At 72.4% G+C, this 26,410-nt stretch carries 25 protein-coding genes; 2 read left to right on the top strand and 23 right to left on the bottom strand.

Annotated features, from left to right (window positions below; translation table 11 throughout):
- Nucleotides 1–2: 2 nt before the first annotated feature.
- The 5 genes from ACF07V_RS16445 to fmt form a co-directional block, all read right to left on the bottom strand.
- On the bottom strand, nt 3–1,052 hold the full coding sequence (locus tag ACF07V_RS16445) for a sugar-binding domain-containing protein (RefSeq protein ID WP_352021719.1): 1,050 nt from the start codon (nt 1,050–1,052) through the stop codon (nt 3–5).
- Between the two features lie 134 nt (nt 1,053–1,186).
- A complete protein-coding gene (gene rpe / locus ACF07V_RS16440) occupies nt 1,187–1,870 on the bottom strand; it encodes a ribulose-phosphate 3-epimerase (protein ID WP_041128223.1) in 684 nt (227 codons plus the stop codon).
- Nucleotides 1,871–2,019: 149 nt separating this feature from the next.
- Nucleotides 2,020–3,441 (bottom strand): RsmB/NOP family class I SAM-dependent RNA methyltransferase, encoded by a 1,422-nt coding sequence (locus ACF07V_RS16435; protein WP_392154718.1) that lies wholly within the window; start codon nt 3,439–3,441, stop codon nt 2,020–2,022.
- Between the two features lie 37 nt (nt 3,442–3,478).
- Nucleotides 3,479–3,835 (bottom strand): hypothetical protein, encoded by a 357-nt coding sequence (locus ACF07V_RS16430; protein ID WP_392154717.1) that lies wholly within the window; start codon nt 3,833–3,835, stop codon nt 3,479–3,481.
- Between the two features lie 2 nt (nt 3,836–3,837).
- Nucleotides 3,838–4,770, bottom strand: a complete 933-nt coding sequence (gene fmt / locus ACF07V_RS16425) for a methionyl-tRNA formyltransferase (protein ID WP_392154716.1) — start codon at nt 4,768–4,770, stop codon at nt 3,838–3,840.
- 229 nt (nt 4,771–4,999) lie between these two features.
- On the opposite strand from fmt, the gene ACF07V_RS16420 reads away from it, so the two are divergent.
- Nucleotides 5,000–5,518, top strand: coding sequence for a hypothetical protein (locus tag ACF07V_RS16420; protein WP_392154714.1), 519 nt, complete (start codon nt 5,000–5,002; stop codon nt 5,516–5,518).
- 56 nt (nt 5,519–5,574) lie between these two features.
- Here ACF07V_RS16420 and ACF07V_RS16415 read toward each other — a convergent pair whose 3' ends face one another.
- From ACF07V_RS16415 to pyrR, 14 genes are all read right to left on the bottom strand, one after another.
- Nucleotides 5,575–7,704: a primosomal protein N' gene (locus tag ACF07V_RS16415; RefSeq protein ID WP_392154713.1), complete on the bottom strand. Its 2,130-nt coding sequence runs from the start codon at nt 7,702–7,704 to the stop codon at nt 5,575–5,577.
- 93 nt (nt 7,705–7,797) lie between these two features.
- Nucleotides 7,798–9,006, bottom strand: coding sequence for a methionine adenosyltransferase (gene metK / locus ACF07V_RS16410; RefSeq protein ID WP_392154712.1), 1,209 nt, complete (start codon nt 9,004–9,006; stop codon nt 7,798–7,800).
- A 277-nt stretch (nt 9,007–9,283) separates the two neighbouring features.
- Nucleotides 9,284–10,495: a bifunctional phosphopantothenoylcysteine decarboxylase/phosphopantothenate--cysteine ligase CoaBC gene (gene coaBC, locus ACF07V_RS16405; RefSeq protein ID WP_392154711.1), complete on the bottom strand. Its 1,212-nt coding sequence runs from the start codon at nt 10,493–10,495 to the stop codon at nt 9,284–9,286.
- A 111-nt stretch (nt 10,496–10,606) separates the two neighbouring features.
- Nucleotides 10,607–10,879: a DNA-directed RNA polymerase subunit omega gene (rpoZ, locus tag ACF07V_RS16400; RefSeq protein ID WP_046907460.1), complete on the bottom strand. Its 273-nt coding sequence runs from the start codon at nt 10,877–10,879 to the stop codon at nt 10,607–10,609.
- 28 nt (nt 10,880–10,907) lie between these two features.
- The gene (gene gmk, locus ACF07V_RS16395; protein ID WP_392154710.1) at nt 10,908–11,471 is read right to left on the bottom strand and encodes a guanylate kinase; all 564 of its coding nucleotides are present in this window, start codon (nt 11,469–11,471) and stop codon (nt 10,908–10,910) included.
- A 73-nt stretch (nt 11,472–11,544) separates the two neighbouring features.
- Nucleotides 11,545–11,868: an integration host factor gene (locus ACF07V_RS16390; protein ID WP_030204477.1), complete on the bottom strand. Its 324-nt coding sequence runs from the start codon at nt 11,866–11,868 to the stop codon at nt 11,545–11,547.
- A 297-nt stretch (nt 11,869–12,165) separates the two neighbouring features.
- Nucleotides 12,166–13,002, bottom strand: coding sequence for an orotidine-5'-phosphate decarboxylase (pyrF, locus tag ACF07V_RS16385; protein WP_392154708.1), 837 nt, complete (start codon nt 13,000–13,002; stop codon nt 12,166–12,168).
- Complete coding sequence (locus ACF07V_RS16380; RefSeq protein WP_392154926.1) at nt 12,999–14,108, bottom strand: quinone-dependent dihydroorotate dehydrogenase; 1,110 nt, start codon at nt 14,106–14,108, stop codon at nt 12,999–13,001. Before ACF07V_RS16380 ends, pyrF begins: the two co-directional genes overlap by 4 nt.
- Nucleotides 14,109–14,180: 72 nt before the next feature.
- Nucleotides 14,181–17,489, bottom strand: coding sequence for a carbamoyl-phosphate synthase large subunit (gene carB / locus ACF07V_RS16375; protein ID WP_392154706.1), 3,309 nt, complete (start codon nt 17,487–17,489; stop codon nt 14,181–14,183).
- Nucleotides 17,482–18,624, bottom strand: coding sequence for a glutamine-hydrolyzing carbamoyl-phosphate synthase small subunit (carA, locus tag ACF07V_RS16370; RefSeq protein WP_392154704.1), 1,143 nt, complete (start codon nt 18,622–18,624; stop codon nt 17,482–17,484). The genes carB and carA overlap by 8 nt, the downstream gene beginning before the upstream one ends.
- Nucleotides 18,621–19,202 (bottom strand): hypothetical protein, encoded by a 582-nt coding sequence (locus ACF07V_RS16365; RefSeq protein WP_392154703.1) that lies wholly within the window; start codon nt 19,200–19,202, stop codon nt 18,621–18,623. Before ACF07V_RS16365 ends, carA begins: the two co-directional genes overlap by 4 nt.
- Complete coding sequence (locus tag ACF07V_RS16360; RefSeq protein ID WP_392154701.1) at nt 19,199–20,485, bottom strand: dihydroorotase; 1,287 nt, start codon at nt 20,483–20,485, stop codon at nt 19,199–19,201. The genes ACF07V_RS16365 and ACF07V_RS16360 overlap by 4 nt, the downstream gene beginning before the upstream one ends.
- 2 nt (nt 20,486–20,487) lie before the next feature.
- Nucleotides 20,488–21,468, bottom strand: a complete 981-nt coding sequence (locus ACF07V_RS16355; protein WP_392154699.1) for an aspartate carbamoyltransferase catalytic subunit — start codon at nt 21,466–21,468, stop codon at nt 20,488–20,490.
- Between the two features lie 84 nt (nt 21,469–21,552).
- The gene (gene pyrR / locus ACF07V_RS16350) at nt 21,553–22,122 is read right to left on the bottom strand and encodes a bifunctional pyr operon transcriptional regulator/uracil phosphoribosyltransferase PyrR (RefSeq protein WP_392154698.1); all 570 of its coding nucleotides are present in this window, start codon (nt 22,120–22,122) and stop codon (nt 21,553–21,555) included.
- Between the two features lie 246 nt (nt 22,123–22,368).
- Here pyrR and bldD point away from each other — a divergent pair, with 246 nt between their 5' ends.
- Nucleotides 22,369–22,869 carry a transcriptional regulator BldD gene (gene bldD, locus ACF07V_RS16345; protein WP_017242229.1) on the top strand — a complete coding sequence of 167 codons (501 nt, stop codon included), beginning with the start codon at nt 22,369–22,371 and terminating at the stop codon, nt 22,867–22,869.
- Nucleotides 22,870–23,076: 207 nt separating this feature from the next.
- Here the strand turns inward: bldD and nusB are convergent, their stop codons facing one another.
- Genes nusB through ACF07V_RS16325 form a run of 4 tightly spaced genes read right to left on the bottom strand, consistent with a single transcriptional unit; the run spans nt 23,077 to nt 26,168 of the window.
- Nucleotides 23,077–23,514 carry a transcription antitermination factor NusB gene (gene nusB / locus ACF07V_RS16340; RefSeq protein WP_392154696.1) on the bottom strand — a complete coding sequence of 146 codons (438 nt, stop codon included), beginning with the start codon at nt 23,512–23,514 and terminating at the stop codon, nt 23,077–23,079.
- Nucleotides 23,515–23,516: 2 nt separating this feature from the next.
- A complete protein-coding gene (efp, locus tag ACF07V_RS16335; RefSeq protein ID WP_392154694.1) occupies nt 23,517–24,083 on the bottom strand; it encodes an elongation factor P in 567 nt (188 codons plus the stop codon).
- A 49-nt stretch (nt 24,084–24,132) separates the two neighbouring features.
- Complete coding sequence (locus ACF07V_RS16330; RefSeq protein WP_392154692.1) at nt 24,133–25,245, bottom strand: aminopeptidase P family protein; 1,113 nt, start codon at nt 25,243–25,245, stop codon at nt 24,133–24,135.
- 59 nt (nt 25,246–25,304) lie between these two features.
- Entirely contained in the window at nt 25,305–26,168 is an 864-nt protein-coding gene (locus tag ACF07V_RS16325; RefSeq protein WP_392154924.1) for an AAA family ATPase, read from the bottom strand.
- Nucleotides 26,169–26,410 lie beyond the last annotated feature (242 nt).

Here is a 26,410-nt window from a genome sequence, read left to right as displayed (position 1 = left end):
GTTCAGCTGCCGTCGGGGTCCTTGCGGTCGAGCGCCGGGTGCGTGCCCGGGCTGGACTCGGTGAGGAGGTAGTCCGCCGCGGCGCGGTCGGTGACCAGGCTGGTGACGAGCCCGGAGCGGAGCACCGCGCCGATCGCGGCCGCCTTGCGCTGGCCGCCGGCGATCGCCACGACCTCGGGGATGCGGCGCAGCCGGTCCGCCTCGACGGTGATGCAGCGCTCGCCGAGGTCGCGGCCGACCCGCCGGCCCTCGGTGTCGAAGAGGTGCGCGGACATCTCGGCGGCGACGCCCAGGGAGGCGTAGTGGGCCCGCTCGGCGTCGGAGAGCATGTCGTGGACGGTCGAGATGCCCGGCTCCCAGGAGCCGATGGAGACGCAGGCGACGGTGACCTTGTCGAAGTACTCGAAGGCCCGGGCGATGCCGGTCTGGCTGCGCAGCGCGGCCGCGGTGGCCGGGTCGGGCAGCAGCATGGGCGCGTAGATGGGGTGGGCCTCGCCGCCGGAGACCTGGGCGGCGCGCCGTACGGCCTCGACGGAGCCGCGCTCGGCGGTCCCGGCGTCGTACACCCCGGTGAGCTGGACGACCGTGCAGGGCGGCAGCCGGTCGAGGGCGGCCGCCATGTGGATGGTGGAGCGGCCCCAGGCCAGGCCGAGGACGTCGCCCTCGGTGACGAGCTCGCCGAGCAGGTCGGCCGCGACCTCGCCGAGGTTCTCCGGGTCGGGCGACTCGTCGTCGCCCTCCGCCGGGGACTCGACGACGACGGCGTGGCGCAGCCCGTAGCGGGCACGGAGCGCGTCGGAGCGCTCGGCGTCCAGCTCGGCCGGTACGCGGATCTCGATCCGCACGAGGTCGCGCTCCAGGGCGGTCTCCAGGACCCGGGCCACCTTGAAGCGGCTCACGCCGAACTCCTCGGCGATCTGGATCTTGGACTTGCCCTCGAGGTAGAAGCGGCGGGCCATGGCCGCCGCCTGCACCAGCTCCGCGGGGCCCATCCGCAGGGCTGACCGTCCCGCCGACATACCCGCCACCGCGATCTCCTCACTGCTGTTCACGTACCGCTGTTCACGTACGGAAGTCACATACCGATGTCGTTCACACTCTGGACTCGCCGTTCATCCTGTCAGAAACGACGGGCCTTGATCAGTCCTGTCGACGGCCCGACGGACCGCGTTCATCCGCCGGAGGCTCAGTGGCCACACGCCCACGCGGCGGACGCCGTCGCGGCCTCCGCGCGGGCCCGGAGCGAGGCGACGGCCGCGGCCGGGTCGGCCGCTCCGTACACCGCGGAACCGGCGACGAAGACGTCCGCGCCGGCCTCGGCGCACCGCTCGATCGTGGACTCGGCGACCCCGCCGTCGACCTGGAGCCACAGCTCCAGACCGTGCTTGGAGATCAGCTCCCGGGTACGGCGGATCTTGGGCAGCATGATGTCGAGGAAGGCCTGGCCACCGAAGCCGGGCTCGACGGTCATGATGAGCAGCATGTCGAGCTCGGGGAGCAGGTCCTCGTAGGGCTCGATGGGCGTGGCCGGCTTGAGCGCCATCGAGGCCCTGGCGCCCTTGGCCCGGATCTCGCGCGCGAGGCGCACCGGCGCGGCGGCCGCCTCGACGTGGAAGGTGACCGAACCGGCCCCCGCCTCCACGTACTGCGGGGCCCAGCGGTCCGGGTCCTCGATCATGAGGTGACAGTCGAGCGGGGTGTCGGTGGCGCGGGCCAGCGACTCCACGATCGGCACGCCCAGCGTCAGGTTGGGCACGAAGTGGTTGTCCATCACGTCGACGTGCAGCCAGTCGGCGCCGCCGACGGCCTTCGCCTCATCGGCGAGCCGGGCGAAGTCCGCGGACAGGATGCTGGGGTTGATCTGCGCCATGTGCCAAGCCTCCCACGTTCTTGGGCACTTCTTTGCCGCTCAGCGGTTTCGAATCCGGTCCAGACCAATTTCGGTACGAAGCGACGAGTCCGGGACCTGGACGGACCGGGTGATTACGGTCAGGTGATCGAGGGGTCGCGCCCTCTCGGTCAGGCGGTCCGGCGCAGCAGCGCCAGATACATGGCGTCCGTACCGTGCAGATGCGGCCACAGCTGGACGTCCGGCCCGTCGCCGAGCGCCGGGACGCCGGGCAGCAGCGGGCGGGCGTCGATCAGCTCGGCGCCCCCGGTCTTCTTGAGGACGTCGTCGACGACGACCCGGGTCTCGGCGAGGTGCGGCGAACAGGTCGCGTACCCCACGATCCCCCCGACGCGCACCGCGCTCAGCGCCTCGGTGAGCAGGGCGCGCTGGAGCGGGGCGAAACCGTCCAGGTCCTCGGGGCGGCGGCGCCAGCGGGCCTCGGGACGGCGGCGCAGGGCGCCGAGGCCCGAGCAGGGCACGTCCACGAGGACGCGGTCGAAGGAGCCGGGGCGCCACGGCGGGCGGGTGCCGTCGGCGGCGATCACCTGGTACGGGCCGGGGTTGCCGGCCAGGGCGCGCTCGACCAGGCGGGCGCGGTGCGGCTGCTTCTCGGAGGCGAGCAGGAAGGCGCCGCGCTCGGCCGCGAGGGCGCCGAGCAGGGCGGCCTTGCCGCCGGGGCCGGCGCAGCCGTCGAGCCAGCGGGAGTCGGAGCCTTCCAGGGGCGCGTTCGCGAGGGCGATCGCGACGAGCTGGCTGCCCTCGTCCTGGACGCCGGCCCGGCCCTCCTTGACCGCTTCGATGGCGCCGGGCTCGCCGCCCTCGGCCATCCGCAGGGCGTACGGCGACCAGCGGCCCGGCAGGGTCTCGGTGGCGGCGGCGAGCTCCTCGGTCGTGGAGCGGCCGGGGCGGGCGACGAGGGTGACCTCGGGGCGCTCGTTGTCCGCCTCCAGGAGGTCCTCGATCCCGGCACGGCCGCCGCCGAGGGAGTCCCAGAGCGCCGAGACGACCCAGCGGGGGTGCGAGTGGACGACGGCGAGGTGGTCCTCGGCGTCCTCGTCGTACGGCGGGGCGACCTGCTCGACCCAGGCGTCGAGGTCCTGCTGCGAGATCTTCCGCAGGACGGCGTTCACGAACTTGGCCCGCCCGTCGCCGAGCACCACGCGGGCCAGCTCGACGCTGGCGGAGACGGCGGCGTGGGTGGGAATCCGCGTCCCGAGCAGCTGGTGCGCGCCGAGCGAGAGGACGTCGAGCACGGGCGGGTCGACCTCACGCAGCGGCCGGTCGATGCAGGCCGAGATGATGGCGTCGTACGTGCCCTGGCGGCGCAGCGTCCCGTACACGAGCTCGGTCGCGAGCGCCGCGTCCCGCCCGTCGAACTTCTCGGGTCCCTCCTTCTCGCGAGCCTTCCGCAGCAAAGGCGGCAGCACCAGGTTCGCGTAGGCATCCCGCTCGTCCACCGCCCTCAGCGCCTCGAAGGCAAGCATCCGGACGGGGTCCTTCTGGGGCCGCCGGTAGGGCTTGTGGGGACGACGACGTGCCTGCTCGCTCAAAGGTGCTCCGCGTGACGAAATGAGGGGTCGAACTCCCTCAGCGTACGTCCGCCCGCGCCTGCCGGGGAAAACACCCCTGGCGGATCGCCCAGTCCCCGGCCGCGATCAGACACACGGCCGGTTCCGTGCCACCGCCGTCCGCCTCGAAGGCGACGAGCACGGGCGGCTCGGCGCCGACGAGACGGGCGACCTCCGCGCGCTCCTCCGCCGTGGGGGCGCGGAATTCCGGGTCCCTGAAGTCCATCGGGCACCGGACGTAGACGGTGTCCGTGAACACGACTTCGAGCCCGTGGTGGTACGAGAGGTCGTGGTCTGCGACGAGGGTGAGCCGACTGCCGTCGTAGTGACGGACCTCCCAGTCCCACCAGGACCCCTCGGGGAGCGGCAGTGGCACCGTCAGGCGCCGAGCCGCTCGTCCGGGGCGATGCGGACGCCGCGGGCCCAGTCCGCGGCCTTCATCGGCTTCTTGCCTTGGGGCTGGACCCAGAGCAGTTCGACGGCGTACGAGCCGGTGCCCGCGTACACGTTGTTCTTGCCGACCGCGAGCTCGCCCGGGGCGAGGCCGGTGCGGTCCGGGAGCGGGGTGACCTGGATCAGCTTGAGGCGTTCGCCGCGGAAGACCGTCCAGGCGCCGGGGGCCGGGGTGCAGCCGCGGACCATACGGTCGACCCGGAGCGCGGGGGCGGCGAAGTCGACGTGGGCGTCCTCGACCTGGATCTTCGGGGCGAGGGTGAGGCCCTCGATCGGCTGGGGGACGGCCTTGAGCGTGCCGTCCTCGATGCCGTCCATGGTCGCGGCGAGCAGTCCGGCGCCCGCGAAGGCGAGCCGGGTGAGCAGGTCGCCGCTGGTGTCGGTGGGCCGGATGTCCTCGGTGACGACGCCGTAGACCGGGCCCGAGTCGAGCCCCTCCTCGATGAGGAAGGTGGACGCGCCCGTCACCTGGTCGCCGGCCATCAGGGAGTGCTGCACGGGCGCCGCGCCGCGCCAGGCGGGCAGCAGCGAGAAGTGCAGGTTGACCCAGCCGCGCGCCGGGATGTCGAGGGCGACCTTGGGCAGCAGCGCGCCGTACGCGACGACCGGGCAGCAGTCCGGGGCGATCTCCCGCAGGCGGGCGAGGAACTCCTCGTCGCGGGGCCTGGCCGGCTTCAGGACCTCGATCCCGGCCTCCTCCGCCCGCTGGGCCACCGGGCTGGCGACGAGCCGCCGGCCGCGCCCCGCCGGGGCGTCGGGCCGGGTGACCACGGCGGCCACCTCGTGGCGCCCGGAGGCGAGCAGGGCGTCCAGGGCGGGAACGGCGACCTCGGGGGTGCCTGCGAAGACGAGCTTCATGGGTGGCGACTGCCTGTCTCTCCGGTGGCGTTGCGGGCAGCGCACCAGTCTAGGCGCCGGACGGGGAAGGGGGCGTACGGGAGGACGAGCGCCCCGCGCATATGCGTGTACGCCCCCGCAGCGTGACCCAAGCCCCGGTGGCGCGTTGGTCAAGAGAGATTGACCGAATCGGGCCGCTGTTCCCCCACCGCGGCCCGCCCCCTTAAACGCCGGTTCGAGAGGCTTTCACATGGCCGACCACGCAACCCACGACGCCCAAGCCCGGGCAAGTCTGCACCTCCTGGTGCGGGACATCGAGCGGGTCCGGCGGCAGGTGGACGCACTGCGCACGCTCACGGCCCAGCTGGGCAATGTCTACCGCCCTCGCCGCTCCGGCCCGTCGACGGGCTTCGTCGTCTACGGGCGCGCGCCCGCCCCGACCGTACGTCTCGCCCAGGAGCTGCGGGACAGTGTCGAGACCCTGGTGACCGCGGCGGTCGACTTCGACCGCTCGCTCGGATTCTCCTGGGACGCGGTGGGTTCCGCGCTCGGGGTCACCAAGCAGGCCGTCCACCGCCGCTACGGCGCCCGGCGCGCGCCCCAGCCGGCGGCGGCCGTGGAGCAGGACCACGCGGTGGAGCCGGGCGTGACCCGGACGCTCCCCGCGGTCCCCGCCGCCCGTTCGATGCCGCCGCAGCCCACCTCGGGCAGCGCCACCCTCCGCGAGGACCCGCGCCCGCCGGCCTTCCCCGGCCCGCGCAACGGCTGACCCCTGAGCCCTCCACGGCCGCCCGCCCCGCACAGGGGTGGGCGGCCGTTCCCGTGTCAGCCGATGTCCGGCGGGTCCACCCGGATCCGCACCGGGTCCCCGCCGCCACGCGCGAGCCGCCCCGCCCTGGCCTGCTTGAGCGAGGCCGCCAGGGCCGCGCCGCTGCCCGGCGGGACCCGGACCAGGGCCCGCTCCCACTGCTCCCCCGGCGGCGGGTCGCCGGGACGGCGGGTGCCGCCGGGGCGCACCACCGGCAGCGGCACGGGCCCGAGGATCTCCGCGTCCATGGGCAGCGGGGCGGCCGCCAGGAAGCCCTCGACGGCCTCCGGCGGCCCGGACACGGCGGCCATCCGGGAGACCGGCGGGAAGCCCAGCTCGGCCCGCTCCGCCAGCTCGCGCCGGGCGTGCCCGACGGGGTCCCAGCGGACGAGCGCCTGGACGGGCCGCAGGGTCGGTTCGGCGACCACGACGACGGTGCCGCCCTCGGCCTGGCCGCGGACCAGCGAGGCGGCGTCGATCCAGCGGCGCAGCGCCTCCTCGCCCGCGCGCAGATCGGGCCGGCCGAGCATGGCCCAGCCGTCGAGGAGCAGCGCGGCCGCGTAGCCGCCCTCGGCGACGGGTTCGGCGCCGGGGGTGGAGACGACGAGCGCGGGGCGCCCGGGCACGCTGTCCAGGACGTGGTCGCGTCCGGAGGTCCGTACCGGTACGGCGGGGAAGGCCCGGCCCAGCTCCTCCGCGGTCCGCCGGGCGCCGACCACCTGGGCGCGCAGCCGGGTCGAGCCGCACTCCACGCAGTGCCAGTCGGGGGCGCCGCGCCCGCACCAGCCGCACCGCAGCTCCTGCTGCTCGGGGGCCTCCAGGGGCCCGGCGCAGTGCCGGCAGCGGGCGGGCGTGCGGCAGCGCTCGCAGGCCAGCCTCGGTACGTATCCCCGGCGGGGGACCTGCACGAGCACCGGCCCGGTCTTCAGGCCCTCCCGTACGGTCTGCCAGGCGAGCGAGGGCAGCCGGGCCGCGCGCGCGGCCTCGTCGCGGGCGAGTTCGCCGTCGCCGACGGTACGGATCAGGGGCGCGGACCTGCGGACCTGCTCGCGTCCGGCGCCCAGCGCCTGGGCCCAGCCGGACTCGACGAGCTGCGCGGCCTCGACGGTGCAGCTGGTGGAGCCGAGGAGGAAGGCGCACCGGTCGTGGGCGGCTCGCAGCAGCAGCACCTCGCGCGCGTGCGGCTGGGGGGCGTGCGGTTCGCTGTGGCTGCCGTCGCCGTCGTCCCAGATGACGGCGAGTCCGAGGTCGCGTACGGGGGCGAACATCGCGGCCCGGGTGCCGACGACGGCCCGCACCGCGCCGCGCCGCACGGCGAGCCATTGCTCGTATCGCTTCTCGGGGCCCGCCTCGGCGGTGAGCAGCGCGTGCCGGCCCGCCCCCAGGATCTCGGTCAGGGCCGCGTCGACCCGGCCGGCGGCCCGCCCGTCGGGGACGACGACGAGCGCGCCCCGCCCGGAGGCGAGGGTCGCGGCGACGGCCCGGGCGATCTCCTGGGCCCAGTACGGCCCCGGCAGCGCGTTCCACACGGCCCGGGGTGTCCCGCCGCGGGCGAGGGAGTCCAGGAACGCGGGCCCGCGCTCGTACCGCGTCCAGCTCCCCGGCTCCGGCGGCGCGGGCGGCGGCAGCGGCTCGGGCGAGGGCTTGCGCTCCGCGGTCGCGTTGCGCGGCGGGACGGCCAGCTGGAGGACATCGGCGAGGCTTCCCGCGTACCGGTCGGCGACGGCCCGGGCGAGCCCGAGGAGCTCCGGCCCGAGCACCGGCTCCGGCGAGACGACGTCGGCGAGCGCGGCGAGCGGCCCCGAGTAGTCCGACTCGGCCCTTCGCTCCACGAGGAACCCGTCGATGAGCCGCCCGCCCTCGCGCCGCCCGCCCCGCACCTGGTGGGCGCCGGCCCCGAACCGCACCCGGACCCGCACCCCGGGCCGGGCGGCCTCGTCCAGCTCCTCGGGGACCGCGTAGTCGAAGAACTGGTCGAGGTGGAGCGCGCCCTTGTTCACGACGACCCGCGCGACCGGCAGCTCCTTGGCCAGCGCGGCCCCCCGCCAGGTCCGCGGCTTGGCCCGCGGCACCTTCGCCCTCCGGACGGTCTCCCGGATGAGCGCGAGCTGCTCGGGCTCGTCGGACTTCTCGTTCTCGCTGCTCACAGCCCCATACCTACCAGACGCCACCGACAGCCGGACATGGCCGAAGCCCGGCACCCCCACGGGGTACCGGGCTTCGTCGCCTGAGGCCTGGGATTACAGGCCGGCGGCCTTCTTCAGGGCGTCCACGCGGTCCGTGCGCTCCCAGGTGAAGTCCGGCAGCTCGCGGCCGAAGTGGCCGTAGGCGGCGGTCTGGGAGTAGATCGGGCGGAGCAGGTCGAGGTCGCGGATGATCGCGGCCGGGCGGAGGTCGAAGACCTCGGCGATGGCGTGCTCGATCTTGTCCGTGTCGACGGTGTTGGTGCCGAAGGTCTCGACGAAGAGACCGACGGGCTCGGCCTTGCCGATCGCGTAGGCGACCTGGACCTCGCAGCGCGAGGCGAGGCCCGCGGCGACGACGTTCTTGGCGACCCAGCGCATGGCGTAGGCGGCCGAGCGGTCGACCTTGGACGGGTCCTTGCCGGAGAAGGCGCCGCCACCGTGGCGGGCCATGCCGCCGTAGGTGTCGATGATGATCTTGCGGCCGGTGAGGCCGGCGTCGCCCATCGGGCCGCCGATCTCGAAGCGGCCGGTCGGGTTCACGAGCAGGCGGTAGCCGTCGGTGTCGAGCTTGATGCCGTCCTCGACGAGCTGCTTGAGCACGTGCTCGACGACGAACTCGCGGATGTCGGGCGCGAGCAGCGACTCGAGGTCGATGTCCGAGGCGTGCTGCGAGGAGACGACGACCGTGTCGAGGCGGACGGCCTTGTCGCCGTCGTACTCGATGGTGACCTGGGTCTTGCCGTCGGGACGCAGGTACGGGATGGTGCCGTTCTTGCGGACCTCGGTGAGACGGCGGGAGAGCCGGTGCGCGAGGTAGATCGGGAGCGGCATCAGCTCCGGGGTCTCGTCCGACGCGTAGCCGAACATCAGGCCCTGGTCGCCGGCGCCCTGCTTGTCCAGCTCGTCCTCGTCGCCCTCGACACGCTTCTCGTACGCCGTGTCGACACCCTGGGCGATGTCCGGCGACTGCGACCCGATGGACACCGACACGCCGCAGGAGGCGCCGTCGAAGCCCTTCTTCGAGGAGTCGTAACCGATCTCGAGGATCTTGTTCCGGACGAGGGTCGGGATGTCCGCCCACGCCTTGGTGGTGACCTCACCGGCGACGTGCACCAGGCCGGTGGTGATCAGCGTCTCGACGGCGACGCGCGAGGTGGGGTCCTCGCGCAGCAGGGCGTCGAGAATGGTGTCGCTGATCTGGTCAGCGATCTTGTCGGGGTGGCCCTCGGTGACGGACTCCGAGGTGAACAGACGACGGGACACAACGCTCCCTGGGGTTGCAGCGGCTGCTGGCTACTCGTGACGCGGACCGGCAGGGGGCTGCGCCCCGCGACGTTCCACGAACAGTCTATCGGTCGTGGTCGGACAATGGACCAGGTGTCTCGCCTGGCGAATACCAGTGAGCGGGTGGAACCGGTGTCCGGCAAGGCAGACGTGCCCACCCGGGTGGGGCGCAAATCACTCCTGGGGCGGCGTTTCGCGCCTCCGGGGAATGACTTCGCGCCGACCTCACCACCCTCCGCGGAGGCGGACGGATCCGTCAGGTCGTGGGACGCAGCCGGGGCAGGACCAGGTCCCAGACCGTCTCGGCGAGCGCTTCCTTCGGCCCGTACGGCACCGGGGTCTCGGCGCCGTCCGCCGCGAGGACCACGGCCTCGTTCTCCTCGGAGCCGAAGGTCTTGCGCTCCCCCACCTCGTTGACCACGAGCAGGTCGCAGCCCTTTCGGCGGAGCTTCGCGCGCCCGTTGGCGAGGACGTCGTCGGTCTCGGCGGCGAAACCGACGACCACCTGACCGGGCAGGGCGCGGTCGGCGGCCAGCTCGGCGAGGATGTCGGGGTTGCGGACGAGCTCGATCGTGGGCGCGCCCCCGTCGTCCGTCTTCTTGATCTTGCCGGTGGCGTAGACGGCCGGGCGGAAGTCGGCGACGGCGGCGGCCATCACGACCGCGTCGGCGTCGCCGGCCGCCTTCAGGACGGCCTCGCGGAGCTGGACGGCGGTGCCGACGTGGACGACGTCGACCCCGGCCGGGTCGGCGATGCCGGTGTTCGCCTCGACGAGGGTGACCCGGGCGCCGCGGGCGGCGGCGGCCTTCGCGAGGGCGTAGCCCTGCTTCCCGGAGGAGCGGTTGCCGAGGTAGCGGACGGGGTCGAGGGGCTCCCGGGTGCCGCCGGCGCTGACGACGACGTGGCGCCCGGCGAGGTCGGGGGCGGCGGTGCCGCGGGCCAGGATCCTTCGGCAGGTCTCGAAGATCTCCGCCGGGTCCGGGAGCCGGCCCTTGCCGGTGTCGACACCGGTGAGGCGGCCGACGGCGGGCTCGATGACGACGGCGCCTCGGCGGCGCAGCGTGGCCACGTTCTCCTGGGTCGCCGGGTGCTCCCACATCTCGGTGTGCATGGCGGGGGCGAAGACGACCGGACAGCGCGCGGTGAGCAGCGTGTTGGTCAGCAGGTCGTCGGCGAGGCCGTGGGCCGCCTTGGCGAGCATGTCGGCGGTGGCGGGGGCGACGACGACGAGGTCGGCGGCCTGGCCGATCCGCACGTGCGGGACCTCGTGGACGGACTCCCACACCTCGGTGGAGACCGGGTTGCCGGAGAGCGCGGACCAGGTGGCGGCGCCGACGAAGTGGAGGGCGGAGTCGGTGGGCACGACGCGCACGTCGTGGCCCGACTCGGTCAGCCGGCGCAGCAGCTCGCACGCCTTGTAGGCGGCGATGCCGCCGCTCACGCCCAGGACGACCTTCGGCTTGGCCACCACGCTCACTGTTGCTCCCCGCACTCGGATGCGTACGACTCCATGAGACACCACAGGCCCGGCGGATGTTCCGCCGGGCCTGTGGTGACAAGCGTTACAACGTGGATTGCTCTACTGCGCGGGGTCCGCGATCTTCTCCGAGGTCAGCAGGCCCGCGTTGATCTCGCGCAGCGCGATCGAGAGCGGCTTCTCGTGGACGTGGGTGTCGACCAGCGGACCCACGTACTCCAGCAGGCCCTCGCCGAGCTGGGAGTAGTACGCGTTGATCTGACGCGCGCGCTTGGCCGCGTAGATCACGAGGCTGTACTTCGAGTCCGTGGCCTCGAGCAGCTCGTCGATCGGCGGGTTGATGATGCCCTCGGGCGCGGTGATGGAAGAGGACACGCTCTACCTTCCGAAGATGGAAAAAAGATCAGACAACGTGCATCAACGTTAGCAGCTCGCGTGCGACGTCCTCGACGGAGGTGTTGACGAGGGTGGTGTCGAACTCCGACTCGGCGGCCAGTTCGACCTTCGCGGCCTGCAGCCGGCGCTCGATGACCTCGGGCGACTCGGTGCCGCGGCCGGTGAGCCGGCGGACCAGCTCGTCCCAGCTCGGCGGGGCGAGGAAGACCAGCTGGGACTCCGGCATGGAGTCCTTCACCTGACGGGCGCCCTGGAGGTCGATCTCCAGGAGCACGGGCTCGCCGGAGTCGAGGCGCTCCAGGACGGCGCCCCGCGGCGTGCCGTAGCGGTTGCCCGCGAACTCGGCCCACTCCAGGAGCTCACCGTTGGCGATCAGCTTGTCGAACTCGTCGTCCGAGACGAAGAAGTAGTGGACGCCGTGCTTCTCGCCGGGGCGGGGCTTCCGTGTCGTCGCCGACACCGAGAGCCAGACCTCGGAGTGGACCTTGCGCATATGAGCGACGACCGTGCTCTTGCCGACCCCTGAGGGGCCGGAGAGCACGGTCAGCCGCGGACGTACCTCTGCTGCCATGCAGCGATTATTCCAGCTTCACCGGCGTGCCCGGGACGCGTGTCCCGGATCGGAAGCCGGACCGGCCGCCGGATCAGGCGCCGGTGCTGCCGAACTCGCGCTCCAGGGAGGCGATCTGGTTGGAGCCGAGACCACGGACACGACGGCTCTCGGAGATGCCGAGGCGCTCCATGATCTGCTTGGCGCGGACCTTGCCCACGCCCGGCAGGGACTCGAGCAGGGCGGAGACCTTCATCTTGCCGATGACGTCGTTCTCCTGGCCGGTCTTGATGACCTCGTGCAGGGAAGCGCCGGAGTGCTTGAGTCGATTCTTGACCTCGGCCCGCTCCCGGCGAGCCGCGGCGGCCTTTTCGAGCGCGGCTGCGCGCTGTTCAGGGGTAAGGGGCGGAAGAGCCACGCCTACGTCACCTCGGATGTCGATCTGTCGGATACGGACCGGTGAGGAACCTGGACGCCCCACACCAGTGGAGCAACGATCAACGGAGTGGCCGTTGAACGCCTGCTCTGCCCCGGAGACTAGCGGCCGAGGCCGCTCCAGTCAGCGAGAACAGCAGAAAAGTCCTGGTCAGCATCGACCGACCAGGACTTTTCCGGCATAACGACCCGGTTTTGAGCCAAGATTTCGTCAAGTGGTGAGACGGCTCACCTTCCGGGGTTCCCGCCCCTCCGACCTGCGGATTGTCCGGGAGACCCGTCAGCCGGCGACGGCCGCGCGGATCTCGTCCGCGTAGCGGTGCGCCGAGTCCCGCAGGGCGGCCACGTCCGGTCCGTTCCTGAGGACCCCGCGGCTGACGTTCGGGACGACGTTGCGCACCGCCGCGCCGAAGACGGCCGGGAGGTCGGCGGGGGTCGCGCCCTGGGCGCCGATGCCGGGGGCGAGGAGCGGCCCGTTGATGTCCAGGTCGAAGGAGGACAGGTCGCCGAGGGTGGCGCCGACGACCGCGCCGAAGGAGCCCATCGGGGTCTCCCCCGCGTTCTCCTCGGCGAGGTGGGCGAGCATGGTCGCGCCGATCGTCCGGCCGTCCTCGCGGACCGCCCGCTGGACCTCCGCGCCCTCCGGGTTGGAGGTGAGGGCGAGCACGAAGAGGCCGGCGCCGGACTCCCGGGCCAGGTCGACGGCCGGCTTCAGGGCCCCGTAGCCGAGGTACGGGGAGACCGTCAGGGCGTCGGAGAAGAGCGGGGAGTCCTTGCGCAGGAAGGTCTCCGCGTACGCGGCCATGGTGGAGCCGATGTCGCCGCGCTTGGCGTCCATGACGACCAGGCCGCCCGCGGCCCGCAGATCGGCGGTGGCGCGCTCCAGGACGGCGATGCCGCGCGAGCCGAAGCGCTCGAAGAAGGCGGACTGCGGCTTGAAGACGGCCACGGTCTCGGCGAGGGCCTCGACGACGGTGAAGGTGAAGCGCTCCAGGCCGGCGATGTCGTCGGCCAGGCCCCAGGAGTCGAGCAGGGCCGCGTGCGGGTCGATGCCGACGCAGAGCGGGCCGCGCTCGTCCATGGCGGTGCGCAGGCGGGTTCCGAAGGAGAGGGTCACTTCGCGGCCTTTCGGTTGTCGGCGCCGACGGCCTCGGCGAGGGTGGCGTACGGCGAGGCCGCGAGGCGCGCGGCGAGGCCCTTGTGGATCGCGCGGGCGTAGAACGGACCCTCGTAGATGAAGGCGCTGTAGCCCTGGATGAGGGTGGCGCCGGCGAGGATGCGCTGCCAGGCGTCCTCGGCGTTCTCGATGCCGCCGACGCCCACCAGGACCAGGCGGTCGCCCACGCGCGCGTGGAGGCGGCGCAGGACCGCCAGGGACCGCTCCTTGACGGGCGCGCCGGACAGGCCGCCGGTCTCCTTGACCAGCGCGGGGTCGGACTTCAGGCCGAGGCCCTCGCGCGCGATGGTGGTGTTGGTGGCGATGATGCCGTCGAGGCCGAGCTCCAGGGCGAGGTCGGCGACCGCGTCGACGTCCTCGTCGGCCAGGTCCGGGGCGATCTTGACGAGGAGCGGGACCCGGCGGTCGGTGACCGTGCGGTCGGCGGCCTCGCGGACGGCCGTGAGGAGCGGGCGCAGGGACTCGGTGGCCTGGAGGTTGCGCAGGCCCGGGGTGTTCGGCGAGGAGACGTTGACGACGAGGTAGTCGGCGTGCGCGGCGAGGCGCTCGGTGGACTTCACGTAGTCGGCGGCGGCCTCGGCCTCGGGGACGACCTTGGTCTTGCCGATGTTGACGCCGACGGTGGTCCTGAAGACCGCCTTGCGGGCGCCCAGGCGCGCGGCGACGGCGGCGGAGCCCTCGTTGTTGAAGCCCATGCGGTTGATCAGGGCGCGGTCCGGGACGAGCCGGAAGAGGCGCTTCTTGGGGTTGCCGGGCTGGGCCTCGCCGGTGACGGTGCCGATCTCGACGTGGTCGAAGCCGAGCATCGACATGCCGTCGATGGCGACGGCGTTCTTGTCGAAGCCGGCGGCGAGCCCGAAGGGGCCGTGCATGCGGAGGCCGAGGGCCTCGGTGCGCAGCTCCTTGTGGCGGGGCGCGAGGACGGCGGCGACGAAGGTGCGGAGCACCGGGACGCGGGCGGCGAGGCGGATCCAGCGGAAGGCCATGTAGTGGGCCTGCTCGGGGTCCATGCGCTTGAAGACCAGGTTGAAGAAGAACTTGTACATGCTGGGGTGGCTCCAGGTCATGACGAGGGGGACACCGCAGTACTGCCGGTGTCCCCCTCCTCGTACGGGCTGCTAGTCGCGGGCCGCGGTCAGGTGCTCCGCGTGCTCCTGGAGCGAGCGGACGCCCACGTCGCCGTGGTTGAGCGCGTCGATGCCCTGGACGGCCGCGGCGAGCGCCTGCACCGTGGTGAGGCAGGGGACGCTGCGGGCCACCGCGGCCGTACGGATCTCGTAGCCGTCGAGGCGGCCGCCGGTGCCGTACGGGGTGTTGACGATCAGGTCGACCTGGCCGTCGTGGATGAGCTGGACGATGGTCTTCTCGCCGTTCGGGCCTTCGCCCTCGCTGAGCTTGCGGACGACCGTGGCGTTGATGCCGTTGCGCTTGAGGACCTCGGCGGTGCCGGAGGTGGCCAGCAGCTCGAAGCCGTGGGCGACGAGCTCGCGGGCCGGGAAGATCATCGAGCGCTTGTCGCGGTTGGCGACCGAGATGAACGCGCGGCCCTTGGTGGGCAGCGGGCCGTAGGCCCCGGCCTGCGACTTGGCGTAGGCCGTGCCGAAGACCGCGTCGATGCCCATGACCTCGCCGGTGGAGCGCATCTCCGGGCCGAGGACGGTGTCGACGCCGCGGCCGTGCACGTCGCGGAAGCGCGACCACGGCATCACGGCCTCCTTGACGGAGATCGGCGCGTCGAGCGGCAGGGTGCCGCCGTCGCCGGTCTTCGGCAGCAGGCCCTCGGCGCGCAGCTCGGCGATGGTGGCGCCGAGCGAGATGCGGGCGGCGGCCTTCGCGAGCGGGACGGCGGTCGCCTTCGAGGTGAAGGGGACGGTCCGGGAGGCGCGCGGGTTGGCCTCGAGGACGTAGAGGATGTCGCCGGCCATCGCGAACTGGATGTTGATCAGGCCGCGGACGCCGACGCCCTTGGCGATGGCCTCGGTGGAGGCGCGCAGGCGCTTGATGTCGAAGCCGCCGAGGGTGATCGGGGGCAGGGCGCAGGCCGAGTCGCCGGAGTGGATGCCGGCCTCCTCGATGTGCTCCATGACGCCGCCGAGGTAGAGCTCGGTGCCGTCGTAGAGCGCGTCGACGTCGATCTCGATGGCGTCGTCGAGGAAGCGGTCGACCAGGACCGGCCGGGTGGGGCTGATCTCGGTGGACTCGGCGATGTACGACTCCAGGCGGGACTCGTCGTACACGATCTCCATGCCGCGGCCGCCGAGCACGTACGAGGGGCGTACGAGGACGGGGTAGCCGATCTCGTCGGCGATGGCCTTGGCCTCGGTGAAGGTGGTCGCGGTGCCGTGCTTCGGCGCGGGGAGCCCGGCCTCGGCGAGGACGCGACCGAACGCGCCGCGGTCCTCGGCGGCGTGGATGGCCTCCGGGGAGGTGCCGACGACCGGCACGCCGTTGTCCTTGAGCGCCTGCGACAGACCGAGCGGGGTCTGGCCGCCGAGCTGCACGACGACACCGGCGACGGGGCCCGCGAGGGTCTCGGCGTGGACGATCTCCAGCACGTCCTCGAGCGTCAGCGGCTCGAAGTACAGGCGGTCGGAGGTGTCGTAGTCCGTCGAGACGGTCTCCGGGTTGCAGTTGACCATCACGGTCTCGTAGCCGGCGTCGCTCAGGGCGAAGGAGGCGTGGACGCAGGAGTAGTCGAACTCGATGCCCTGGCCGATGCGGTTCGGGCCGGAGCCCAGGATGATCACGGCGGGCTTCTCGCGCGGGGCGACCTCGGACTCCTCGTCGTAGGACGAGTAGAAGTACGGGGTCTTGGCGGCGAACTCGGCGGCGCAGGTGTCGACCGTCTTGTAGACCGGGCGGACGCCGAGGGCGTGCCGGACCTCGCGGACGACGTCCTCGCGCAGGCCGCGGATCTCGGCGATCTGGGCGTCGGAGAAACCGTGGCGCTTGGCCTCGGCGAGCAGCTCGGGGTGGAGCTTCTCGGCGGCGGCCAGCTCGTCGGCGATCTCCTTGATCAGGAAGAGCTGGTCGACGAACCACGGGTCGATCTTCGTGGCGTCGAAGACCTCCTGCGGGGTGGCGCCGGCGCGGATGGCCTGCATGACGGTGTTGATGCGGCCGTCGGTCGGGCGGACCGCCTCGCGCAGCAGTTCGGCCTTGTCGCCGGGCTCGCCGACGAAGGTGAACTGCGAGCCCTTCTTCTCCAGGGAGCGCAGGGCCTTCTGGAGCGCCTCGGTGAAGTTGCGGCCGATGGCCATGGCCTCGCCGACCGACTTCATCGTGGTGGTGAGGGTGGAGTCGGCCTGCGGGAACTTCTCGAAGGCGAAGCGCGGGGCCTTGACGACGACGTAGTCGAGCGTGGGCTCGAAGGACGCCGGGGTCTTCTCCGTGATGTCGTTCGGGATCTCGTCCAGCGTGTAGCCGACGGCCAGACGGGCCGCGATCTTGGCGATCGGGAAGCCGGTCGCCTTGGAGGCGAGCGCGGAGGAGCGGGAGACGCGCGGGTTCATCTCGATGACGATGATCCGGCCGTCGTCCGGGTTGACGGCGAACTGGATGTTGCAGCCGCCGGTGTCGACGCCGACCTCGCGGATGATCGCGATGCCGATGTCGCGCAGCCGCTGGTACTCGCGGTCGGTGAGCGTCATCGCCGGGGCGACGGTGATCGAGTCACCGGTGTGGACGCCCATCGGGTCGAAGTTCTCGATGGAGCAGACGACCACGACGTTGTCGTGCTTGTCGCGCATGAGCTCCAGCTCGTACTCCTTCCAGCCGAGGATGGACTCCTCCAGGAGCACCTCGGTGGTCGGGGAGAGCGTGAGGCCCTGGCCGGCGATGCGGCGCAGCTCCTCCTCGTCGTGGGCGAAGCCGGAGCCGGCGCCGCCCATGGTGAAGGAGGGGCGGACGACGACGGGGTAGCCGCCGAGCGTCTCGACGCCCTTGAGGACGTCGTCCATGGAGTGGCAGATGACCGAGCGGGCGGACTCGCCGTAGCCGATCTTGGCCTTGACGGCCTCGACGACGCCCTTGAAGAGGTCGCGGTCCTCGCCCTTGTTGATGGCCTCGACGTTGGCGCCGATGAGCTCGACGCCGTACTTCTCGAGGACACCCTGCTCGTGCATGGAGATCGCGGTGTTGAGCGCGGTCTGGCCACCGAGGGTGGGCAGGAGCGCGTCGGGGCGCTCCTTGGCGATGATCTTCTCGACGAACTCGGGGGTGATCGGCTCGACGTAGGTGGCGTCGGCGATCTCCGGGTCGGTCATGATCGTGGCCGGGTTGGAGTTGACCAGGATCACCCGGAGGCCCTCGGCCTTGAGGATGCGGCAGGCCTGGGTTCCGGAGTAGTCGAACTCGGCGGCCTGGCCGATGACGATCGGGCCGGAGCCGATGACCAGGACGGACTGGATATCGGTGCGCTTAGGCACGCTCGGCCTCCATCAGGGATACGAAGCGGTCGAAGAGGTACGCGGCGTCGTGCGGGCCCGCGGCCGCCTCGGGGTGGTACTGGACGGAGAAGGCCGGCTGGTCGAGCAGCTGGAGGCCTTCCACCACGTTGTCGTTCAGGCAGACGTGGGAGACCTCGGCACGCCCGTAGGGGGTGTCGGAGACCTTGTCGAGGGGCGCGTCGACGGCGAAGCCGTGGTTGTGCGCGGTGACCTCGACCTTGCCGGTCGTGCGGTCCTGCACGGGCTGGTTGATGCCCCGGTGGCCGTACTTCAGCTTGTAGGTGCCGAAGCCCAGCGCGCGGCCGAGGATCTGGTTGCCGAAGCAGATGCCGAAGAGCGGGGTCTTGCGCTCCAGGACGGCCTGCATGACGGCGACGGGGCCGTCGGCGGTCGCCGGGTCGCCGGGGCCGTTGGAGAAGAAGACGCCGTCCGGGTTCACCGCGTAGATGTCCTCGGCGGTGGCGGTGGCGGGCAGGACGTGGACCTCGATGCCGCGCTCGGCCATCCGGTGCGGGGTCATGCCCTTGATGCCGAGGTCGACGGCGGCGACGGTGAACTTCTTCGCACCGATCGCGGGGACGACGTAGGTCTCCTTGGTGGCGACCTCGGCGGAGAGGTTCGCGCCCTTCATCTGGGGCTGCGCCTGGACCTTGGCGAGCAGCGTGGCCTCGTCGGCGACCGCGTCGCCGGAGAAGATGCCGACGCGCATGGCGCCGCGCTCGCGCAGGTGGCGGGTGAGGGCGCGGGTGTCGATGCCGGAGATGCCGACCACGCCCTGGCGCTCCAGCTCCTCGTCCAGCGAGCGCTGGGAGCGCCAGTTGGAGGAGACGCGGGCGGGGTCGCGGACGACGTAGCCGGAGACCCAGATGCGGCCGGACTCGGGGTCCTCGTCGTTGACGCCGGTGTTGCCGACGTGCGGGGCGGTCATGACCACGACCTGGCGGTGGTACGACGGGTCGGTGAGGGTCTCCTGGTAGCCGGTCATGCCGGTGGAGAACACGGCCTCGCCGAAGGTCTCCCCCACGGCCCCGTAGGCGCGGCCGCGGAAGGCGCGGCCGTCCTCCAGGACGAGTACGGCGGGAGCCTTGGCGGCTCCCCTGGTGGAGGTCGTCATCGTGCGATGCCTTCCGTCGTGGTGGTTACGGCGTTCATGGAGTTGATGGCCTCGACCCAGGCCGTGTGCTCGGCCGCCCGGTCGGACCGGAAGCCGGAGTCGAGCTGCTTGCCGCCGTGCTCCCAGGTGAGGATCAGGAGCCCGCCCTCGGCGAGGACCTTGCCGGCGATGCCCTTGTCGAGGCGGGCCTCGCGCAGGGCGGCGGCCGGCACGAAGAAGTCGTTCGCCCCGGGGCGTACGACCTCGATCCCGGCGTCGGTGAGCGTGAGCTCGACGCGGCTGCGGGTGCCGAGGCCGTGGGCGACGATCCGGTCGAGCCACTGCCCGGCGGTCGTGGACCCGTGGTAGCGCCCGCTGAGAGTCAGTTTCGCCTCACCGGTGGTCTCCGGCGCGGTGGGGAGCTCGGGCAGGTCCGACTGGAGGCTGCCGCGCCACTTCCAGCCCTGGCGCATGAGCCAGTACACGAGGACGACGAAGAGCAGCAGTCCGGCGACCCAGCCGAGCCGCCCGGCCCAGTCGGTCACCTCCGCCGATTTCTTGTCGGCAGCCTCTGCGGCGATTGCGATGAGTGGTGTCACGCCAGCTTCCCGTCCACGACCGTTGCCCGGCCCCGCAGGAAGGTGTGGGTGACGCGTCCCGGCAGCTCACGGCCCTCGTAGGGGGTGTTGCGGCTGCGGGAGGCGAAGTCCGCGGGGTCCACGACACCACGGTAAGCCGGATCGACCAGCGTCAGGTTCGCGGGCTCACCTGCCGAGACGGGTCGTCCGTGGCCCTTGGCCTGTCCGATGCGGGCGGGGGCGAAGGACATGCGCTCGGCGACGCCGGCCCAGTCGAGGAGGCCGGTCTCGACCATCGTCTGCTGGACGACGGAGAGGGCGGTCTCCAGGCCGACCATGCCCATGGCGGCCGCGGCCCACTCGCAGTCCTTGTCCTCGTGCGGGTGCGGGGCGTGGTCGGTGGCGACGATGTCGATCGTGCCGTCGGCCAGCGCCTCGCGGAGGGCGAGGACGTCCTTCTCGGTGCGCAGCGGCGGGTTGACCTTGTAGACGGGGTTGTACGAGCGGACCAGCTCGTCCGTGAGGAGGAGGTGGTGCGGGGTGACCTCGGCGGTGACGTCGATGCCGCGGGACTTGGCCCAGCGGACGATCTCGACGGAGCCGGCGGTGGAGAGGTGGCAGATGTGGACGCGGGAGCCGACGTGCTCGGCGAGGAGGACGTCGCGGGCGATGATCGACTCCTCGGCGACGGCGGGCCAGCCGCCGAGGCCGAGCTCCGCGGAGACGACGCCCTCGTTCATCTGGGCGCCCTCGGTGAGGCGGGGCTCCTGGGCGTGCTGGGCGACGACGCCGCCGAAGGCCTTCACGTACTCCAGGGCACGGCGCATGATCACGGCGTCGTCGACGCACTTGCCGTCGTCGGAGAAGACGGTGACGCCGGCGGCGGAGTCGTGCATGGCGCCGAGCTCGGCGAGCTTCTTGCCCTCCAGGCCGACGGTGACGGCGCCGATGGGCTGCACGTCGCAGTAGCCGGACTCCTTGCCGAGGCGGTAGACCTGCTCGACGACGCCGGCGGTGTCGGCGACCGGGTGGGTGTTGGCCATGGCGAAGACGGCGGTGTAGCCGCCGGAGGCGGCGGCGCGGGTGCCGGTGAGGACGGTCTCGGAGTCCTCGCGGCCGGGCTCGCGCAGGTGGGTGTGGAGGTCGACGAGGCCGGGCAGCAGGATCTGGCCGTCGGCCTCGATCACGGTCGCGCCCTCGGCGGAGAGGCCGGTGCCGACCTGGGCGATGGTCTCGCCGTCGATGAGGACGTCCTGGACGTCGCCGCCGAGGACCTGGGCACCGCGGATAAGGATCTTGCTCATGGTTACTTGTTCTCCTCGGTGCGGGTGTGGCTGACGGCGGACTCGTTGCCGCCCAGAAGCAGGTAGAGGACGGCCATCCGGACGGAGACGCCGTTGGCGACCTGCTCGACGACCGTGCAGCGGTCGGAGTCGGCGACCTCGGCGGTGATCTCCATGCCGCGGACCATCGGGCCGGGGTGCATGACGATGGCGTGCTCGGGCATCTTCGCCATCCGCTCGCCGTCCAGCCCGTAGCGGCGCGAGTACTCGCGCTCGGTCGGGAAGAAGGCGGCGTTCATCCGCTCGCGCTGCACACGCAGCATCATCACCGCGTCGGACTTCGGCAGCACGCTGTCGAGGTCGTACGAGATGTCGCAGGGCCAGGTCTCGACGCCGACGGGGACCAGGGTCGGCGGGGCCACCAGGGTGACCTCGGCGCCGAGGGTGTGGAGCAGGTCGACGTTGGAGCGGGCGACCCGGCTGTGCAGGACGTCGCCGACCAGCGTGATGCGCTTGCCGGCGAGGTCCTGCCCGATGCCGGCGTCGCGGCCGACGAGGCGGCGGCGCATGGTGAAGGCGTCCAGGAGGGCCTGGGTGGGGTGCTGGTGGGTGCCGTCGCCGGCGTTGATGACGGGGGCGTCGATCCAGCCGGAGGTGGCGAGCCGGTAGGGGGCGCCGGAGGCGCTGTGCCGGATGACGACGGCGTCGACGCCCATGGCCTCCAGGGTCTGCGCGGTGTCCTTGAGGGACTCGCCCTTGGAGACGCTGGAGCCCTTGGCCGCGAAGTTGATCACGTCGGCGGAGAGGCGCTTCTCGGCGGCCTCGAAGGAGATCCGGGTCCGGGTGGAGTCCTCGAAGAAGAGGTTGCAGATGGTCCGGCCGCGCAGGGTCGGCAGCTTCTTGATGGGCCGGTCGGCCACCCGGGCCATCTCCTCGGCGGTGTCGAGGATCTGGACGGCGTCGTCGCGGGTGAGGTCGGCGGCCGAGATGAGGTGACGCATCATCGGGGTTTCGCTCCGTGGTGGGGAGGGTGAGGGCGTGCGGGTGCGCAGGGCTGTGCCCCGGACCCGTCGGGGGTGCCGGTCCGGCTAGGAGGAGGCGGGCTTGGAGCCGAGCAGGACGGTGTCGCGACCGTCTTCCTCGGCGAGCTGCACCTTGACCGTCTCCCGCAGCGACGTGGGGAGGTTCTTGCCGACGTAGTCGGCGCGGATCGGAAGTTCGCGGTGGCCGCGGTCGACGAGGACGGCGAGCTGGACGGCGCGCGGGCGGCCGATGTCGCCGAGGGCGTCGAGGGCGGCGCGGATGGTGCGTCCGGAGAAGAGGACGTCGTCGACGAGGACGACGAGGCGGCCGTCGACGCCGTCACCGGGGATCTCGGTGCGGCCGATGGCGCGGGCCGGCTTCAGCCGCAGGTCGTCCCGGTACATGGTGATGTCGAGGGAACCGACCGGGATCTTGGTGCCGGTGATCGATTCGAGCTTCTCGGCGAGCCGGCGGGCGAGGAAGACGCCGCGGGTGGGGATGCCGAGGAGGACCACGTCGTCGGCGCCCTTGGCGCGCTCGACGATCTCGTGGGCGATGCGGGTCAGGACCCGCGCGATGTCGGGGGCCTCGAGAACGGGCCGCGCCTCGTCGCCGTACTGCTGCTGAGTGTCCATGGAAAACGGACCTCCTTCTCCGCCTCACGGGACGGCTCTTAAAGGACGTCGGATTTGCGCCGTTCACTCTACCAGGGGCGGGCGGGGCATTTCCCGCGCACCCCTGTCGCCCCTCCGGGCGCCGTCCCCCGGGAGGGGGCGGTACGGACCATTCGGCTTGACGGGTAGGTGTAACGCTGCGTAACCTCACAGTGAGTTACCAGCCGCGCGGCGCAGCCGCATGTCGTCACAGCGTCCGGGAGCGTTATGTCCAGCGAATACGCAAAGCAGCTCGGGGCCAAACTCCGTGCCATCCGCACCCAGCAGGGTCTGTCCCTCCACGGGGTGGAGGAGAAGTCCCAGGGCCGCTGGAAGGCGGTCGTGGTCGGCTCGTACGAGCGCGGAGACCGCGCGGTGACCGTGCAGCGTCTTGCCGAGCTGGCCGACTTCTACGGGGTGCCGGTGCAGGAGCTCCTGCCGGGCACGACTCCGGGCGGGGCCGCCGAGCCGCCGCCGAAGCTGGTCCTTGACCTGGAGCGCCTGGCCCACGTCCCGCAGGAGAAGGCGGGCCCGCTCCAGCGCTACGCCGCGACGATCCAGTCGCAGCGCGGCGACTACAACGGCAAGGTGCTGTCGATCCGCCAGGACGACCTGCGCACCCTCGCCGTGATCTACGACCAGTCCCCCTCGGTCCTCACCGAGCAGCTGATCAGCTGGGGCGTCCTGGACGCGGACGCGCGCCGCGCGGTCGCCCACGAGGACAACTGACCCCTTACGAGGGAACAGCAGAAACGTACCGCCGGGCCCGTGGACGTCATCCGACGTCCACGGGCCCGTTGCTCTTTCCCGGAGATCCGCGGAGATCCGGGGCTCCAGGGATCCGGCGATCCGCATCTCCGGATCCCTGTCTCCGGCGGGTACGCGAAGGGGCCCGCAGCACTCGGTGCTGCGGGCCCCTTCGCGTGCCGTACGGGACTAGGCGTCCGCGTCCCGGCGCAGGCGCGGCTTCAGGTCCTTGAAGCGCCCCAGGAGGCCGTTGACGAACGTCGGGGACTCGTCGGTGGAGAACTCCTTGGCGAGCTGCACCGCCTCGTCGATCGCGACGGCGTCGGGCGTGCCGTCCTCCCAGAGCAGCTCGTACGCACCGAGGCGCACGATGTTCCGGTCGGCGACGGGCATCCGGTCGAGGTCCCAGTCCACCGCGTAGGTCGCGATGAGATCGTCGATCCGCGCCTCGTGGGCGGCGTATCCCTCGACCAGCTGCATGGTGAAGTCGTTGACCGGCGGCTGACGGTCGTCGGACCGCGCGAGCCGCACCTGGTCCGCGAGGACCTCCTGGACGGAGGCACCACGCTGGTCCGCCTCGAAGAGGATCTGGAAGGCGCGCTTGCGCGCCTTGCTCCGAGCGGCCACGGTTACTTGTTCACCCGGCCGAGGTAGCTGCTGTCGCGGGTGTCGACCTTGACCTTCTCACCGGTGGTGATGAAGAGCGGGACCTGGATCTCGTGGCCGGTCTCCAGGGTGGCGGGCTTGGTGCCACCGGTGGAGCGGTCGCCCTGGACGCCCGGGTCGGTGTGCTGGATGACCAGCTCGACGGCGGCCGGGAGCTCGACGTAGAGCACCTCGCCCTCGTGCTGCGCCACGGAGGCGGTGAAGCCCTCGATGAGGAAGTTGGCGGCGTCACCGACGTTCTTCCGGTCGATGTGCAGCTGGTCGTACGTCTCCATGTCCATGAAGACGAAGTAGTCGCCGTCCATGTAGGAGAACTGCATGTCGCGGCGGTCGATGGTGGCCGTGTCGACCTTCGTACCGGCGTTGAAGGTCTTGTCGACGACCTTGCCGGAGAGCACGTGCTTGAGCTTGGTGCGCACGAAAGCCGGGCCCTTGCCGGGCTTGACGTGCTGGAACTCGACGACGGACCAGAGCTGGCCGCCTTCGAGCTTGAGCACCATGCCGTTCTTGAGGTCGTTCGTGGAAGCCACGGTTGCGGAATCTCCTGGACTGACGTGGGACCTGGGAGGCGTACGCGCCTTACAGCGCGAGCAGCTCCTTGGTCGTGATGGTGAGTAGCTCGGGTCCGCCGTCCGCCTCCTGGCGCACGACGAGCGTGTCATCGATCCGGACCCCGCCCCGGCCCGGGAGGTGGACCCCCGGTTCGACGGTGACCGGCACACAAGCGTCCAGTTTACCCATGGCCGAGGGTGAGAGCTGCGGGTCCTCGTCGATTTCGAGCCCCACACCGTGCCCGGTGAGGGGCACGGCGGCCTCCGCGTGCCCCGCGCCGTCCAGGATCTGGCGGGCCGCCCGGTCCACGTCCCGGTATTCGGCGCCGGGTGCGAGGGACTCGCGTCCGGCCCGCTGAGCGGCGAAGACGAGTTCGTACAGCTCGATCTGCCAGTCGGCGGGGGTGGTGCCGATGACGAAGGTGCGGCCGATCTCGCACCGGTAGCCCCGGTAGTCCGCACCGAGGCAGACGGAGAGGAAATCGCCCTCCTCGACCCGGCGGTCGGTGGGCCGGTGCCCGCGGCGCCCGGAGTGCGGGCCGGTGCCCACCGAGGTGGGGAAGGCGGCCCCGTCGGCGCCGTGGTCGACGAGCCGCCGCTCCAGCTCCAGGGCGAGGTGGCGCTCGGTCCGCCCCACGAGGATCGACTCCAGGAGCTCGCCGAGGGCCTGGTCGGCGATCTCCGCCGCGATCCGCAGACAGGCGATCTCGTCCTCGTCCTTGACGATCCTGAGCTGTTCCACGGCGCAGGCGAGGTCGGCGAGGCGCAGTCCGGGGGCGACGGAGCCCATGGCCCGGTGCCGGGCCACCGTCAGGTGGTGTTCCTCGACGGCGAGCGCGTCCGCGCCGGCCCGGCGGGCGTGGTCGGCGGCGGCGACCGCCGGATCGCCTCCTCCGGTGGGCAGGACCTGCTGCCGGAGCAGTTCGTCGAGCCGTCCGTCGGCCGGTTCGCCACCGGGGGCGACGGGACAGAGCAGGACGTCCGTCTCCGGCTCCGGCCCGACGAGCAGGACGGCGCCGGGCGGCGAACCACCCGCGAGATAGCGGACGTTGGCGGGACGGGAGACCAGGGCCGCCGGGCTGCCCGCGGCCGCGCACCGGTCGCGCAGCCGCACACGGCGGTCCGCATACACCTCTGACATGCTCCGAGCCTACGAGCGCGGCGCCGGGCCGTCCTGTTCAGAACGGCCGTACGGGCGGGTCACCAGGTGGGCGGGCTCGCGATCGCGCGGGCGAGGACGTCGTCGAGGACGCGGGCGGTGGTCTCGACGTCGTACGTGGAGTTGTCGATGATCGGCAGGCCCGAGCCGTACCAGCCGGCCATCCGGCCGTGGATGGCGGCGACCTCCTCGTCCGAGAGGCGCCGGTTGCCGCTGCGCTCGGCGTTGCGCTCCAGGACGATCTCCAGGCCGGGCAGGAGGACGACGGGCAGCAGGCCGGGGCCGACGTGGCGCTTCCAGCCGCCGAGGCCGACGACGGGCCGGTCGGGGAAGACGGCGTCGTCGACGATGCAGGAGATGCCGTTGGCGAGGAAGTTGCGCGCGGCGAAGCCGCAGGTGCGGCGGGCGAGCCGGTACTGCGCCTCGGAGTGCTCGTTCCAGCCGGACTGAGGGTCGGCGAAGCCGGAGCAGACCCACTCGCGGACGTCGTCGAGGCTGATGTGCGCGGTGGGGACGCGACGGCGCTGGGCCCAGTGCCGGGCGACGGTCGTCTTGCCGGCGCCCGCGGGGCCGATGAGGAGTACGGCGAGGGTCGCCGCGCCGGTCCCGGCGCCGTGCTCCACGGGCGGCGCGAGGGGCGCGCTCACGGGCGGCAGCGGCACGTGCCCGGTGAGGTCGGCGCGCGGCGGGGCGGCGGGGTGCGGCCCGGAACCGGGATGCGGCGGGGCGGCGGGGTGCTGCCCCGAGCCGGGATGCGGCGGGGCGGCCGGGTGCTGCCCCGAGCCGGGATGCGGCGGGGCGGCGGGGTGCTGCCCCGAGCTGGGATGCGGCGGGGCGCCCGGGTGGGGCGCGCCGGCGGGGTGGGGTGCCGCCGGGTGCTGGGGGGCCGCCGGATGCTGCGGTATGCCTCCGGGGCCGCCCCAGCCCGGTGCGGCGTGCGGGGGCTGCGGGGCCCCGGCCTGGACCGTCGGATGCACACCGAGCCGCGGCGCCCCGGACGCCGGCCCCGGGTACGGGGCCCCCGGCGGGCCCGGCGGCGGAACGGGCGGCTGACCGCCGGGGTCCCCGCCGCCCGCCGGACCCCCCACTGCGTGCTGCATCCGGTGCCACTCCGTCTCGTACGCCTGTCGGATCCCCGGACCGGTGT

This window comes from Streptomyces sp. NPDC015661, assembly GCF_043077765.1.
Classification (GTDB): Bacteria; Actinomycetota; Actinomycetes; order Streptomycetales; family Streptomycetaceae; genus Streptomyces.
This window is presented reverse-complemented; position numbering and strand designations above follow the sequence as displayed.